This window comes from Roseovarius ramblicola, assembly GCF_042430665.1.
In the GTDB taxonomy this organism is placed as follows: Bacteria; Pseudomonadota; Alphaproteobacteria; order Rhodobacterales; family Rhodobacteraceae; genus Roseovarius; species Roseovarius ramblicola.
The window spans coordinates 24332-38876 of record NZ_JBHMEC010000014.1 but is presented as its reverse complement, the minus strand read 5'-3'; the positions used below and the strand labels follow the sequence as shown (position 1 = coordinate 38876).

Below are 14545 nucleotides of genomic sequence, written 5' to 3'. Positions count from 1 at the left end.
CCGCGCCCTGCTGATGGAGCGGCTGCGAAGGTTCAAGGCCGAAAAGGACGCCGCCACGGACGAGGGCGGCAACCGGTAGGCGCCGCAGGGGGCCTGAAGGGGATGTCAGGCACGATGCGGTGAGCCGCGCGGCGGCGCGCAAGCGCGCCTTGTCCCGCGCGGGGGGCAGGCGAACGTTCCCTCCACGCCGCGAGCGGTCGCCGCGATCACCCCCCTCACGCCCTCACTCACGCCCTCAGCCGCGCCCCCTCCGGATCGAACGGGGCCTCGTGCAGGATGCGCGCGCGGTGCGGCCGGCCCAGCACCATCACCTCCACCGCATCGCCCGGCTCTGCCCCCGAGACATAACCCAGCGCCAGGCTCATCCCCACCGCGTAGCCATAGGCCCCCGAGGTCACGCGCCCCACGCCCACGCCGTCCTTGAAGATCGGCTCGCCGCCCGTCGCATCGGCATTCGAGGCACTCACATCCGCCTCGTCCAGCGCCAGCAGCACCAGCCGCTCGCGCGGGGCCTCCCCGATCACCCGCTCCAGCGCCGCCCTGTTCAGGAACGCCTTGTCCATCTTGCACAGCCCCGCCAGCCCCGCCTCCTGCGGCCAGTATTCGGGGCTGTATTCGCGCGACCACGAGCCATAGCCCTTCTCGATCCGCAGGCTCATCAGCGCGCGGCTGCCCACCGGCCCCGCACCCACATCGCGCCCCGCCTCGATCAGCGCCGCATAAAGCCGCGCCTGATCCTGCGCGGCGCAATGCAATTCCCACCCCAGATCGCCGGTGAAACTCACCCGCAGCGCCACGCAGGCCACCCCCGCGATCTCGATCTTCGCCGAGCGCATGAACGGGAAATCCTCCGTGGCCAGCGACGCATTGGTCAGCCGCTGCAACATCTCGCGCGACCGTGGCCCCGCCACGTTGAAGCCGCAAACCGCCTCGGTCAGGCTCTCGAACACCGTCCCCTCCGGCAGCGGCACGGCGTCGAAGAACCGCTTGTGATAGCGCTCCGCCATGCCCGAGGAGATCACCCAGAATTCATCCTCGGCCAGCCGCGTCACCGTCGCATCCCCGGCAATCCCGCCGCGCACCCCGATCAGCGGCGTGAGACACGACCGGCCCACAGCCTTCGGCATCCGGTTGGCGAAGACGGCGTTGAGCCAATCCTCCGCCCCCGGCCCCTTGACCCGGTACTTGGCGAAATTCGAGATGTCGATGATGCCCGCCCGCTCGCGCAGCATCCGGGCCTCGTCGCCCACCGGCCCCCACCAGTTCTGCCGGGTAAAGCCATTGGTATCGACGGTGCCGGGCGTGTCCGCAAACCACAGCGGATGCTCCCAGCCATAGTTGAGGCCAAAGACCGCGCCCATGTCCTTCTGCATCTCATAGGCGGGCCGCACCCGCAGCGGCCGCCCCGCCGCGCGCTCCTCGTTCGGGTAATGGATGGCAAAGCGATGCGCGTACTGGTCCTTGACCTTCGCCTTCACGAACGCCCGGTCATTGGCCCACAGGCCGAACCGCGCGACATCCCAGGCGAACATGTCGTATTTCATCTCGCCATGGACCAGCCACTCGGCCACCATCCAGCCCATGCCCGCCGATTGGCTGAATCCCGGGATGATCCCGTTGCAGCAGAAATACCCCTTCAGCTCCGGCACCGGCCCAAGGATCACATTGGCATCGGGCGACCAGATCATCGGGCCGTTGATCACCCGCTTGATCCCGGCCTCACCCACCACCGGCACACGGTCGATGGCGCGCATCATGTTGTCCTCGATCCGCTCCAGATCGTCGGGGAACAGGTCATGCGCGAAATCCAGGGGCGTGCCATTCTCCGCCCAGAACCGCATGTCGCGCTCATAGGCCCCGATCAGCAGGCCCTTGCCCTCCTGCCGCAGATAATACTCGCCGTCCCGGTCCGCGACCGAAGGCAGGCGGCGATCCATCCCGGCGATCTCGGCAATCGTCTCGGTCACGAAATACTGGTGTTCGGTGGGCTGCAATGGCAGTTCGATCCCCGCCAGTTTCGCCACCTCGCGGCCCCACAGCCCCGCCGCATTGATCACCCAGGGCGTGCGAATATTGCCCTTGGGGGTCTCGACGATCCATGTTCCGTCCGCCTGCGGAACCGTCGCCATCACCGGGGTAAAGCGGTGGATCTCCGCGCCCCGCTGCCGCGCCCCAACCGCATAGGCATTGGTCACGCCCGACGGATCGACGTTGCCGCCATCGGGCTCGTACATGATGCAGCGGATGCCGTCGAAATCCACCAGCGGGTGCAGCCGCTCGGCCTCGTCGCGGGAAATCTCATGGAAGTTCATCCCGTAAAGCTTGGCCTTCGCCGCCTGCAAGCGCAACTGATGCGCGCGGTTCCCGGTCTGCGCCAGGTAGAGCGAGCCCGGCTGAAACACCCCGCAGCTTTGCCCGGTCTCCTCCTCCAGCGCATTGTACAAATTCATCGTGTAATGCTGCAAACGGCTGATATTGGCGCTGTCATGCAGCCCGTGAATATTGGCCGCGGCATGCCATGTGCTGCCGCTCGTCAACTCGTCGCGCTCCAGCAGCACGACATCTTGCCAGCCCAGCTTGGCCAGGTGGTAGAGAATCGAGCATCCGATAACGCCGCCGCCGATCACGACAGCCTGTGCATGGGTCTTCATGTGGTGTCCCTCGGGTTTCGTCCCGGCCATCCTGCCGCGCCGCCCCGGCCCCCGATAGCCGGTCTCCGACATATCCTGTCGCTCGCCTGCCACGCCCCCGGTTTCTTCCTGGTCCAAATACTCCGGGGAGCTTGAGGGGCAGCGCCCCTCATCATTGCAAGAAAGCGCGGCGCAGCCGCACCGCTCTCACCCCCTCCCGGTCGAGACCGACGCACGCCTCCACCCAAAGCAAAACGACACATCCTGTCGCAAACCGACATGCGGCCCCGCGCATCCGGTCCACTTTGGGCGAAACCCGAGCCACAGGAGGTCATCCCGATGAAAACCACCACCCGCGTCTGCGTCATCGGCGGCGGCGTCGTCGGCGCCTCGGTTCTCTACCACCTGACCAAACTCGGCTGGTCCGACGTCATGCTGGTGGAACGCTCCGATCTCACCTCGGGCAGCACATGGCACGCGGCTGGGGGCTTTCACACGCTCAACGGCGATACCAACATGGCCGCCCTGCAGGGCTATACCATCCGGCTCTACAAGGAGCTGGAGGAAATCACCGGTCTCTCCTGCGGGCTGCACCACGTCGGCGGCGTGACGCTCGCCGACAATCGCGACCGCTTCGACATGCTCTTGGCCGAGCGCGCCAAGCACCGCTACATGGGCCTCGACACCCATATCGTCACCCCCGATGAAATCCGCGAGATCGCCCCCGTCACCAACACCGACGGCATCATCGGCGGGCTCTACGATCCCCTCGACGGCCATCTCGACCCGTCCGGCACCACCCATGCCTATGCCCGCGCCGCGCGCATGGGCGGCGCGACCATCGAGACCCACTGCATGGTGCAAGAGACCAACCCGCGCCCCGACGGCACATGGGACGTTGTGACGGACAAGGGCACCATCCATGCCGAGCACGTGGTCAACGCGGGCGGCCTCTGGGCGCGAGAGGTGGGGGCGATGGCGGGCGTCTACCTGCCGCTCCACCCAATGGAACACCAGTATATCGTCACCGACGAAATACCGACAATATACAGCCGCGATACCGAACACCCCCACGTCATGGATCCGGCGGGCGAAAGCTACCTGCGGCAGGAGGGGCGCGGGCTCTGCATCGGCTTCTACGAACAGCCCTGCAAACCCTGGGCGGTCGATGGCACGCCGTGGGATTTCGGCCATGAGCTTCTGCCCGACAATCTCGACAAGATCGAGGCCAGCATCGAGTTTGCCTACCGCCGCTTTCCCGTTCTGGAACAGGCGGGCGTCAAATCGGTCATTCACGGCCCCTTCACCTTCGCCCCCGACGGCAACCCGCTGGTCGGTCCGGTGCCGGGCCTGCGCAACTACTGGTCCGCCTGCGGGGTGATGGCAGGCTTCAGCCAGGGCGGCGGCGTCGGGCTGATGCTGGCGCAATGGATGGTAGAGGGCGAGTGCGAGCGCGATGTCACCGCGATGGACGTGGCCCGCTACGGCGACTGGATCACGCCGGGCTATACCCGCCCGAAAGTCATTGAAAACTATCAGAAAAGATTCAGTGTCTCCTACCCCAACGAGGAGCTGCCCGCCGCCCGCCCCTTCCGTCAGACGCCGATGTATGACGTCTTTGACGGCATGGGCGCGGTCTGGGGGCACCAGTTCGGGCTGGAGGTGGTCAACTACTTCGCCCAAGGACACGAGCCCCGCTACGAGACACCCTCTTTCCGCCGCTCCAACGCGTGGGACGCCACGGAGCGCGAGGTCAGGGCGGTGCGCGAGGGTGTGGGCATCAACGAGGTGCACAATTTCGGCAAGTATCTCGTCACCGGCCCGAATGCACGCGGCTGGCTCGACCGGATCATGGCCGGGCGCATCCCGAAACCGGGGCGGCTGTCGCTGTCGCCGATGCTGTCGCCGCAGGGGCGGCTCTGGGGCGACTTCACCGTATCGTGCCTGAATGACGAGACCTTCCAGCTCACCGCCTCCTACGGCGCGCAGGCGGTGCATATGCGCTGGTTCGAAATGAACGAGGCCGGCGGCGTGCAAGTCGAAAACATCTCGGACCGGCTCAACGGCTTCCAGATCGCGGGGCCAGAGGCGCGCGACGTGCTCGCCGCCTGCACCCGCGACGCCGTGGCCGACATGCGGTTCATGGACCTGCGCCACGTCACCATCGGCATGGTCGATTGCCTCGTCCAGCGGGTGAGCTTTACCGGCGATCTGGGGTTTGAAATCTATTGCGATCCGATGGCGCAGCGCGCGCTGTGGGACACGCTCTGGGCCGCAGGACAAACCTACGGGATGGTGCCGTTCGGGATGCGCGCGATGATGTCGCTGCGGCTCGACAAGTTCTTTGGCGCGTGGCTGAAGGAATTCTCGCCCGACTACACCCCTGGCGAAACCGGCATGGACCGCTTCATCGCGTGGTCGAAAAACACCGATTTCATCGGTCGCGCGGCGGCCGAGGCCGAGCGCGCTGCGGGGGCGGCGCGCAGGCTGGTGGCCTTCGAGGTGGCGGCGGCGGACGCGGATGTGAACGGCTACGAGCCGGTCTGGATCGGCGGCGAGGTGCGCGGCTTCTGCACCTCGGGGGGGTATTCGCACCACGCGGGCAAATCCATCGCGCTGGCGCTCGTGCCCGCGGGTGACGCAGAGCCCGGATTGGAGGCCGAGATCGAGATCCTCGGCGAAAAATGCCCCGCCCGCCTGCTCACCGAGCCGCTTTTCGATCCGGACGGCACCCGGATGCGCGGCTGAGCCAGGCCCCCGGCGGCGGGCCTGACCTGCGCCGGGGGGATTGGAGTATTTTTGCCAAGAAGAAGATCAGGGCCGGTCCTGCCCCTCGTCGGGGTCGGGCTGGCCCACGCCGATGAAGATGCGCTTGAGAGGGATGATCCAGACCACGCCGAGCACGACGAAAACGATCAGCTCAACCAGCATGGGCAACCCGTCATACCGCGCGCGCAGCCAGTCGGTGAGGGTGACGGCGGCGACGATATACGCGGGCAGCGCCACCAGCAGCACCACCAGCGACCAGCGTTTGCGCGCCTTGTAGCCAAGGGCCATGTCTCGCTCCTCAATCGGCGAACGGGTCGGTGACGAGGATCGTGTCCTCGCGCTCGGGTGAGGTGGAAAGTAGCGCCACCGGACAGCCGATCAACTCCTCTACGCGGCGCACGTACTTGATGGCAGCGGCGGGCAGGTCGGCCCAGCTTCGTGCGCCCTCGGTCGAGGCGGACCAGCCCTCCATTTCCTCGTAATGGGGCGAGCAGCGCGCCTGTTCGTCGGCTGCCGTTGGCAGGTAGTCGAGGCGGCGGCCATCGAGATCGTAGCCGGTGCAGATCCTGAGCGTCTCGAACCCGTCGAGCACGTCGAGCTTGGTGAGCGCGATGCCGTTCACGCCCGAGGTGGCGCAGGTCTGACGCACGAGGCAGGCGTCGAACCAGCCGCAACGCCGCTGCCGGCCCGTGACGGTGCCGAACTCGCGCCCCCGCTCGCCCAGCCGCTGGCCGTCGGCGTCGTGCAATTCGGTCGGGAACGGCCCCTCGCCCACGCGGGTGGTATAGGCCTTGACGATGCCCAGCACGTAGTCGATCGCGCCGGGGCCGAGGCCCACGCCCGTGGCCGCCTGCCCCGCGATCACGTTCGACGAGGTGACAAACGGGTAGGTGCCGAAATCAATGTCGAGAAGCGCCCCCTGCGCCCCCTCGAAGAGGATACGCTTGCCGGCGCGGCGCTGCTCGTTCAGTACCTTCCAGACCGGCGCGGCATAGGGCAGAATCCGCGGCGCGATCTCCATGAGCCGGGCGATCAGCGCCTCGCGATCAATGGCATCGATGCCGAGGCCCCGGCGCAGCGGGTCGTGATGCTGGAGCGCCCGGTCCACCCGCGCGATCAGCGTCGCCTCGTCGGCGAGATCGGCCACCCGCACCGCGCGGCGGCCCACCTTGTCCTCGTAGGCGGGGCCGATGCCGCGCCCGGTGGTGCCGATCTTGGTCCCCTTCGAGGCCGCCTGTTCGCGGGCGCGGTCAAGCTCGCCGTGGATGGGCAGGATGAGGGGCGTGTTCTCGGCCACCATCAGCGTCTCCGGGGTGATCGTCACGCCCTGCCCGCGGATCGCCTCGATTTCCTGCACCAGGTGCCAGGGATCGAGCACCACGCCGTTGCCGATGACGCTGAGCTTGCCCGCACGCACCACCCCCGAGGGCAGCGCGTTGAGCTTGTAGACCTTGCCGTCGATCACCAGCGTGTGGCCCGCGTTATGACCGCCCTGAAAGCGCGCGATCACGTCGGCGCGCTCGCTCAGCCAATCGACCAGCTTGCCCTTTCCCTCATCGCCCCACTGGGCGCCCACGACGACGACATTGGCCATGTTCTCTCCCCACGCCTGCGGCATTCCGCGCGCCTCTATAGCGGGCACCCCGGCGGGGCGAAACCGGAATTTCGGGCCGCGCCCACTGGACAGATGCGCCGCGCCGGGCGAAAACCGCGCAAGTCATTTCTCGCAAGGGGTGCGACATGGGATTTCTCGCCAGGTGGGTGGCCGCCTTCGGGCTGCTGGCGCTGACATTCAACCCGACCGAATGGAATTACCTCGCGTGGGCGCGGGCCAACGCGGGAGGGCAGATGCCACTGACGATACTTCTCGGGCTCTTGCTGATGGTGGGCTACATCATCTACCTGCGCGCCACGCTGCGCTCGATCGGGGCGTTCGGCATGATCATGGTGCTGGCCATCGTCGGCTCGGCCATCTGGGTGCTCAAGGACAACGGGGTCCTGTCCTTCGAGGACCCGACCCTCAACATCTGGATCGCGCTGGTGGCGCTGTCGATGGTGCTGGGCATCGGGCTGAGCTGGAGCCATGTGCGCCGCAGGCTGTCGGGACAGGCGGACATGGACGACGTGGACGAATGAGGCGGGTTGCGGCCCCCGGCGGAATTGCATAGATACCGCCCAGACCGAGATCAAGTGACAGGCCCTGCCCCCCATGGAAAACGTCGTCCTGACCATCCACCTGCTTCTGGCGCTCGCGCTCATCGGCGTGGTGCTCCTGCAACGCTCCGAGGGCGGCGGGCTCGGCATGGGCGGCGGCGGCGGTGGTGCGGTGACGGGCCGGGCCGCGGCCACGGCGCTGGGCAAGCTCACCTGGATCCTCGCGGCGGCCTTCATCGCCACGTCGCTCACGCTCACCGTGCTCGCGGCGCAGAAATCCTCGGGCGTGTCGGTGCTCGACCGGCTGGGCGATACCGAAACCCCGGCCGCCGAAGAACCGGCCACGCCGGGCCTGCCCAATGTCGATGACCTGCTGCCGCCGCCTTCGAGCGACGCGCCGCTCACGCCAACGGCGGACTGACCACAAAGCATTGCGGGTGCCCCGCGCGCCCGCAACATGATCTAGCGTCCGCCTTGCGCGGGCGCACGGAATCCTTTATGGGTTAAATCCCGTGATCGGGTGGCGACTCAAGGCCATCCGGGGCTTTGACCGGCGAACGAGACGCAGCATCACGGGGGAGGCCGCATGGCCAGGGCACGGTATATATTCATCACAGGCGGCGTGGTCTCCAGCCTCGGCAAGGGGCTCGCATCGGCGGCGCTCGGGGCGCTCTTGCAGGCGCGCGGCTTCTCGGTGCGGCTCAGGAAGCTCGACCCCTATCTCAACGTCGATCCCGGCACCATGTCGCCGTTCGAGCATGGCGAGGTGTTCGTCACCGATGACGGGGCCGAGACCGATCTCGACCTTGGCCATTACGAGCGCTTCACCGGGGTCCCTGCCCGGCTCACCGATTCCGTCTCGTCGGGGCGCATCTATTCCAACGTGCTGGAGCGCGAGCGCCGCGGCGACTACCTCGGCAAGACCATCCAGGTGGTTCCCCACGTCACCAACGAGATCAAGGATTTCCTCAAGGTCGGCGAGGACGAGGTCGATTTCATGCTGTGCGAGATCGGCGGCACCGTCGGCGATATCGAAGGGCTGCCCTTCTTTGAGGCGATCCGCCAGTTCAGCCATGACCGGGCGCGCGGGCAATGCATCTTCATGCACCTCACCCTGCTGCCCTATCTGGCCGCGAGCGGAGAGCTCAAGACCAAGCCGACCCAGCACTCGGTCAAGGAGCTGCAAAGCATCGGTATCGCCCCTGATATCCTCGTCTGCCGCTCGGAACAGCCGATCCCCGACAAGGAACGCGAAAAGATCGCGCTCTTTTGCAATGTCCGCAAGGAACACGTGGTCGCCGCCTATGACCTCAAGTCGATCTACGAGGCGCCGCTCGCCTACCACCACGAAGGGCTCGATCAGGCGGTGCTCGACGCGTTCCAGATCAGCCCGGCGCCGCGCCCCGACCTCACCGTCTGGCAGGACGTGGTCGACCGCATCCACAACACCGACGGCGCGGTGAATATCGCCATCGTCGGCAAATACGTGCAACTGGAAGACGCCTACAAATCCATCAAGGAGGCGCTCATTCACGGCGGCATGGCCAACCGGGTCAAGGTCAATGTCGAATGGGTCGATGCCGAGATATTCGAGCGCGAAGACCCTGCCCCGCATCTCGAAGGCTTCCACGCCATTCTGGTTCCGGGCGGCTTTGGCGAGCGCGGCACCGAGGGCAAGATCCGCGCCGCCGAGTTCGCCCGCACCCGCAACATCCCCTATCTCGGCATCTGCCTCGGCATGCAGATGGCGGTGATCGAGGCGGCGCGCAACGTCGCCGGGATGAAGGATGCGGGATCGGAGGAGTTCGACCACGAGGCCGGGCGCAAGCGCTTCGAGCCGGTGGTCTACCATCTCAAGGAATGGGTGCAGGGCAACGAGAAGGTGCAGCGCAATGTCAGCGACGACAAGGGCGGCACCATGCGCCTCGGCGCCTATGACGCGGTGCTCAAGGAAGGGTCCCGCGTGGCGCAGGTCTACGGCACCACGGCGATCGACGAGCGCCACCGCCACCGCTACGAGGTCGATACGAAATACCGCGAGAAACTCGAAGCCTGCGGCCTGACGTTTTCCGGCATGTCCCCCGATGGCCGCCTGCCCGAGATCGTGGAATGGTCCGACCACCCGTGGTTCATCGGCGTTCAGTATCACCCCGAACTGAAATCCAAACCCTTCGCGCCCCACCCGCTCTTTGCCGACTTCGTGCGCGCCGCGATCGAGACCTCCCGGCTGGTGTAAGCGGGCTGTCACGGGGCGATCACCGTCCGGGTGTGGCCCGTCGCCTTGCAAACCCGGCTTGATCGGCTTGCCGACCGGCGATGCAGGTTCGGCGGAGATGGATGGACGGCGATGACGGGACCGCGACAAGACGCGCGGTTGGCGCTCTTCTCCGAGCTTTCCATCGACGCGCACGCTTAGGTGCCACGGCATGGCAACGGTCGCCGGTATCACCGTCTTGCGCACCAGGACCGGTCCGCCTGGGCGCAAGACATCGGAGATGATTCTTGCGAGCAAGGAAAGTTCCCTTACGCATGCAGTTATGTTAGCGCTACCGAAACACAAGACGACAGCCCTTTCCCAAGCCGTGAAGGAGGTCGTGACATGACATTCTGACTTGCGATTGCCGGTTTCGGTTGGTCAGGGCCGTGCAGGCGGCTTCGTCGCGAAGACCCGCTTGCGAAGGTGCGTTGAAGCCCTTGCATCGCGACGGGCGCCGCCGGCGCGAAATACAGGTATTATGATGAGAAAGATGTTCCCTTCGGAATTTTCAGCGTCGGCGACGAACCTGCCGGGTGCGCGCCGCGGGAAAGGAGAGCCAGGATGACCAAAGTGACCGACACGGTCCAGCGGGTAACGGACCGGATCATCGCCCGCAGCGAAGCCACGCGCAGAACCTATCTGCACACGATGGAGGCGGCCCGCGCCAAGGGTCCGGCGCGGGCGCATCTGTCGTGCAGCGGGCAGGCGCATGCCTACGCGGCCTCTGGGCCGGACAAGGACCGGTTGACGGGCACGAGCGCCGGAAACCTCGGCATCGTGACCGCCTATAACGACATGCTCTCCGCGCATCAGCCGTTCGAGCGGTTTCCCGACCTGATCCGGCAGGCCGCGCGCGAGGCGGGCGGCACCGCGCAGGTGGCGGGCGGGGTGCCCGCGATGTGCGACGGCGTCACACAGGGCGAGGCGGGAATGGAACTGTCGCTGTTTTCGCGCGATGTGATCGCACTCGCGGCCTCGGTCGCGCTCAGCCACAACACCTTTGATGCCGCCGTTTTTCTCGGGGTCTGCGACAAGATCGTGCCGGGGCTGGTGATCGCGGCGCAGGCGTTCGGGCATCTGCCGGCGGTGTTCCTGCCCGCCGGGCCGATGCAGAGCGGGTTGCCGAATGACGAAAAGGCCAAGGTGCGCCAGCAGTTCGCCAATGGCGAAGTGGGCCGTGATGCGCTGATGCAGGCCGAGATGGCCTCCTATCACGGGCCGGGCACCTGTACCTTCTACGGCACCGCCAATACCAACCAGATGCTGATGGAATTCATGGGGCTGCACCTTCCAGGGTCCAGCTTCGTGACCCCCAATACCGGCCTGCGCGACGCGCTCACCCGCGAGGGCGCCAAGCGCGCGCTTGGTCTCAGCGCCCTGGGCAACGACTACACCCCGGTCTGCGGCATTCTCGACGAACGCGCCTTCGTCAACGGCATCGTCGGCCTCAATGCCACCGGCGGGTCGACCAACCTGCTGATTCACCTGATTGCCATGGCCCGCGCGGGCGGCATCCTGCTCGACTGGCAGGATTTCTCGGAACTGAGCGAGGTCACCCCCCTGATGGCCCGGGTCTATCCCAACGGGCTGGCCGACGTGAACCATTTCCACGCCGCCGGGGGCCTCGGTTACATGATCGGCGAGTTGCTCAAGGCGGGCATGCTTCACCCCGATACCAGGACCGTCGCGGGCACCGGGCTCGAGCATTACACCAGGGACCCCGTCCTGAGCGACGGACATCTCTGCTGGCGCGATGGCACGGGCCAAAGCCTGAACGAAAAGATCCTGCGCCCCGTCAGCGACCCGTTCCAGCCCACGGGCGGGCTGAAGCGGCTGGCCGGATCGCTTGGGACCGCCGTCATGAAAATTTCTGCCGTCACAGCCGAGCACCAGATCGTCGAAGCGCCGGTGCGCGTCTTTCACGATCAGGACGAGGTCAAGGCCGCGTTCAAGGCGGGGGAGTTGACCGGCGACGTGATCGTCGTTGTCCGGTTCCAGGGCCCCAAGGCCAACGGCATGCCGGAGCTTCACAGCCTCACGCCCGTCCTGTCGATCCTGCAGGGGCGCGGGCAGAAGGTGGCGCTGGTCACCGACGGGCGCATGTCGGGGGCCTCGGGCAAGGTGCCCGCCGCGATCCATGTCAGCCCCGAGGCGGTCGAGGGCGGCCCGATCGCCCGGCTTCGCGACGGCGACCTGCTGCGTGTCGATGCCACACAAGGCACGCTCGACATCCTGACGTCCGGCATTTCGGACCGGCCTGCCGTCACCGCCGAGCTTTCTGCAAATACCGCAGGCACGGGGCGTGAGCTTTTCGCCATGTTCCGCAACACAGTCGGTTCCGCCACCACCGGCGCCAGCATTTTCGGAGGCTGACCAGATGACCCTTTCGCCCAAGGATGCAAGCCGCCTTACCCGCGAGATTTGCGGGCTTGCGCCCATCGTGCCGGTGCTGGTGATCCATGACGCGCGACACGCCCGTCCCCTCGCCGAGGCGCTGATTGCGGGCGGGCTGCCCGCGCTTGAGGTGACCCTGCGCACGCCCTCAGCACTCGCCGCGATCCGCGCCATGAGCGCAGTGCCGGACGGGCATGTCGGCGCGGGTACGCTGATCACCCCCGAGGATGTCCGCGCCGCCAAGGCGGCGGGAGCGACCTTTGGCGTCTCGCCCGGAGCGACCGATGAATTGCTGTCTGCGTGCGAGGCCGAGGATCTGCCGCTCTTGCCCGGCGCGGCCACCGCCACCGAGGCGATGCGTCTCCTCGCGCGCGGCTATGACATGCTCAAGTTCTTCCCCGCCGAGGCGTCAGGCGGGGTCCCTGCACTCAAGGCCATCGGCGCGCCCCTGCCACAGGTCACATTCTGTCCGACCGGCGGCGTCAATCCGGTGAATGCGGTCAGTTACCTGGGCCTGCCCAACGTGCTCTGCGCCGGCGGCAGTTGGGTCGCGCCGCAAGATCTTGTCGAGGCCGAACGCTGGGACGAGATCGAAACGCTTGCAAGAAACGCCGCGCAACTGGGATGCACCCAATGACCGATATCTGGCGACAGCTTGAACAGAACCACGCTGAAACGGCCGACCGGGCCATCCTGAACCTGTTCGACGAGGACAACCGCATCGGCGATTTCTCCGCCGAGACGGATGACATTTTGCTCGATGTCTCGAAGACGAATATCGACAGGGACGCGCTGGCGCTGCTGGTCGATCTGGCGGGCGCATCCGGCCTTGCCGAGAAGCGCGACGCGATGTTTGCGGGCGAACCGATCAACAGCACCGAGAACCGCGCGGTGCTGCACACCGCGCTGCGGTCGCAGGATACCACGCCGCTGATCGTCGATGGCGAGGACGTGCGCCCCGGCATCGCCGACACGCTGCGCCGGATGGCGGCGTTCGCAACCGGCATTCGCGCGGGCGACATCACCGGCGCGACCGGCGCACCCTTTACCGACGTGGTCAATATCGGCATCGGCGGCTCCGATCTCGGGCCGGCCATGGCCACCCTCGCGCTTGTCCCCTACCATGACGGGCCGCGCTGTCATTTCGTGTCGAATGTCGACGGGGCGCATATCGCCGACACACTCAAGACGCTCGATCCGGCGACCACGCTGATCGTTATCGCCTCCAAGACCTTCACCACCATCGAGACCATGACCAATGCCGCCACCGCCATCGACTGGCTGCGCGAGGGTGTGGGTGAAAACACGGGCGCGCATCTGGCCGCCGTCTCGACCGCCATGGACAAGACCGCCGCGATGGGTATCGCCCCGGAGCGGGTGTTCGGCTTTGCCGATTGGGTCGGCGGGCGCTACTCGCTCTGGGGGCCGGTCGGCTTGCCGATCATGCTGGCGGTCGGCCCGGATGATTTCCGCGCGTTCCTGTCCGGCGCACACGCGATGGACCGGCATTTCCGCACGGCCGGGCTGGCCCGGAACCTGCCGGTGCTGATGGGTCTTGTCGGGGTCTGGCACCGCAACATCTGCGGCCATGCCACGCGCGCGGTACTGCCCTATGACCAGCGCCTGTCGCGCCTGCCGGCCTATCTGCAACAACTGGACATGGAGAGTAACGGCAAGGGCGTGTCCATCAGCGGCAGGGCGCTTGGGCACAAGACGGGCCCCGTTGTCTGGGGCGAGCCCGGCACCAACGGGCAACATGCCTTCTACCAGCTTCTGCACCAGGGCACCGAGGTCGTTCCGGCGGAGTTCCTGATCGCGGCAGACGGCCACGAGCCGCATTTGCAGGCACATCACGACCTGCTGAAGGCGAATTGCCTCGCGCAGTCCGAGGCGCTGATGGTCGGGCGGTCTTTCGACGCGGCGATGGAGATTGCCGCCACGCTCGGCTATGACGGCGAGGATCAGCGGATACAGGCCGCGCATCGCACCTTTCCGGGCAATCGCCCGTCGATCACCCTTGCCTATCCGAAGCTGACCCCGTTCGTTCTGGGGCAGATCATCGCCCTTTATGAGCACCGGGTATTCGTCGAGGGCGTGATCTGGGGCATAAACTCCTTCGATCAGTGGGGCGTAGAGCTTGGCAAGGAGCTGGCGAGCGCTCTTCTGCCCGTCGTTCAGGGGGCCGACCCCGGCACCAGGGACGCCTCGACGCGGCAGTTGATCAAGAAACTGTCCGCCCGTCAGGGGAATGCCCCGTAAGCCGTCCTGCAAGAGACCTGCTGCGGCTCATCCTCGGAACCCGGACCACATCGGTCGCACAACCGGCTTGCTTGTGCCTGCC

The 14545-nt window shown here is 66.6% G+C and carries 10 protein-coding genes; 7 read left to right on the top strand and 3 right to left on the bottom strand.

The genetic code is table 11. The features are described from left to right. Positions 1-227: 227 nt before the first annotated feature. Positions 228-2651 carry a GcvT family protein gene (locus tag ACFFU4_RS08560; protein WP_377069070.1) on the bottom strand — a complete coding sequence of 808 codons (2424 nt, stop codon included), beginning with the start codon at positions 2649-2651 and terminating at the stop codon, positions 228-230. Between the two features lie 318 nt (positions 2652-2969). On the opposite strand from ACFFU4_RS08560, the gene ACFFU4_RS08555 reads away from it, so the two are divergent. Beyond that, the gene (locus ACFFU4_RS08555) at positions 2970-5378 is read left to right on the top strand and encodes a GcvT family protein (protein ID WP_377069068.1); all 2409 of its coding nucleotides are present in this window, start codon (positions 2970-2972) and stop codon (positions 5376-5378) included. Between the two features lie 66 nt (positions 5379-5444). Here ACFFU4_RS08555 and ACFFU4_RS08550 read toward each other — a convergent pair whose 3' ends face one another. Both ACFFU4_RS08550 and ACFFU4_RS08545 read right to left on the bottom strand, forming a co-directional pair. Beyond that, positions 5445-5687, bottom strand: a complete 243-nt coding sequence (locus tag ACFFU4_RS08550) for a DUF2842 domain-containing protein (protein WP_377069066.1) — start codon at positions 5685-5687, stop codon at positions 5445-5447. A gap of 10 nt (positions 5688-5697) precedes the next feature. Then, complete coding sequence (locus ACFFU4_RS08545) at positions 5698-6993, bottom strand: adenylosuccinate synthase (protein WP_377069064.1); 1296 nt, start codon at positions 6991-6993, stop codon at positions 5698-5700. A 146-nt stretch (positions 6994-7139) separates the two neighbouring features. On the opposite strand from ACFFU4_RS08545, the gene ACFFU4_RS08540 reads away from it, so the two are divergent. The 6 genes from ACFFU4_RS08540 to pgi all read left to right on the top strand — a co-directional run bounded on the left by ACFFU4_RS08540 (position 7140) and on the right by pgi (position 14463). Then, complete coding sequence (locus ACFFU4_RS08540) at positions 7140-7535, top strand: DUF6524 family protein (protein ID WP_377069062.1); 396 nt, start codon at positions 7140-7142, stop codon at positions 7533-7535. 73 nt (positions 7536-7608) lie between these two features. Further along, on the top strand, positions 7609-7974 hold the full coding sequence (secG, locus tag ACFFU4_RS08535; protein ID WP_377069060.1) for a preprotein translocase subunit SecG: 366 nt from the start codon (positions 7609-7611) through the stop codon (positions 7972-7974). A 165-nt stretch (positions 7975-8139) separates the two neighbouring features. Continuing rightward, the gene (gene pyrG, locus ACFFU4_RS08530) at positions 8140-9789 is read left to right on the top strand and encodes a CTP synthase (RefSeq protein WP_377069058.1); all 1650 of its coding nucleotides are present in this window, start codon (positions 8140-8142) and stop codon (positions 9787-9789) included. 582 nt (positions 9790-10371) lie between these two features. Next, positions 10372-12183 carry a phosphogluconate dehydratase gene (edd, locus tag ACFFU4_RS08525; RefSeq protein WP_377069056.1) on the top strand — a complete coding sequence of 604 codons (1812 nt, stop codon included), beginning with the start codon at positions 10372-10374 and terminating at the stop codon, positions 12181-12183. 4 nt (positions 12184-12187) lie between these two features. Then, positions 12188-12841, top strand: a complete 654-nt coding sequence (gene eda / locus ACFFU4_RS08520) for a bifunctional 4-hydroxy-2-oxoglutarate aldolase/2-dehydro-3-deoxy-phosphogluconate aldolase (RefSeq protein ID WP_377069054.1) — start codon at positions 12188-12190, stop codon at positions 12839-12841. Continuing rightward, positions 12838-14463, top strand: a complete 1626-nt coding sequence (gene pgi / locus ACFFU4_RS08515) for a glucose-6-phosphate isomerase (RefSeq protein WP_377069052.1) — start codon at positions 12838-12840, stop codon at positions 14461-14463. Before eda ends, pgi begins: the two co-directional genes overlap by 4 nt. Positions 14464-14545 lie beyond the last annotated feature (82 nt).

Bases quoted from the DNA above. Each gene is read 5' to 3' on its own strand.
- ACFFU4_RS08560 (WP_377069070.1), bottom strand. From the start codon at position 2,651: ATGAAGACCCATGCACAGGCTGTCGTGATCGGCGGCGGCGTTATCGGA.
- ACFFU4_RS08555 (WP_377069068.1), top strand. From the start codon at position 2,970: ATGAAAACCACCACCCGCGTCTGCGTCATCGGCGGCGGCGTCGTCGGC.
- ACFFU4_RS08550 (WP_377069066.1), bottom strand. From the start codon at position 5,687: ATGGCCCTTGGCTACAAGGCGCGCAAACGCTGGTCGCTGGTGGTGCTG.
- ACFFU4_RS08545 (WP_377069064.1), bottom strand. From the start codon at position 6,993: ATGGCCAATGTCGTCGTCGTGGGCGCCCAGTGGGGCGATGAGGGAAAG.
- ACFFU4_RS08540 (WP_377069062.1), top strand. From the start codon at position 7,140: ATGGGATTTCTCGCCAGGTGGGTGGCCGCCTTCGGGCTGCTGGCGCTG.
- secG (WP_377069060.1), top strand. From the start codon at position 7,609: ATGGAAAACGTCGTCCTGACCATCCACCTGCTTCTGGCGCTCGCGCTC.
- pyrG (WP_377069058.1), top strand. From the start codon at position 8,140: ATGGCCAGGGCACGGTATATATTCATCACAGGCGGCGTGGTCTCCAGC.
- edd (WP_377069056.1), top strand. From the start codon at position 10,372: ATGACCAAAGTGACCGACACGGTCCAGCGGGTAACGGACCGGATCATC.
- eda (WP_377069054.1), top strand. From the start codon at position 12,188: ATGACCCTTTCGCCCAAGGATGCAAGCCGCCTTACCCGCGAGATTTGC.
- pgi (WP_377069052.1), top strand. From the start codon at position 12,838: ATGACCGATATCTGGCGACAGCTTGAACAGAACCACGCTGAAACGGCC.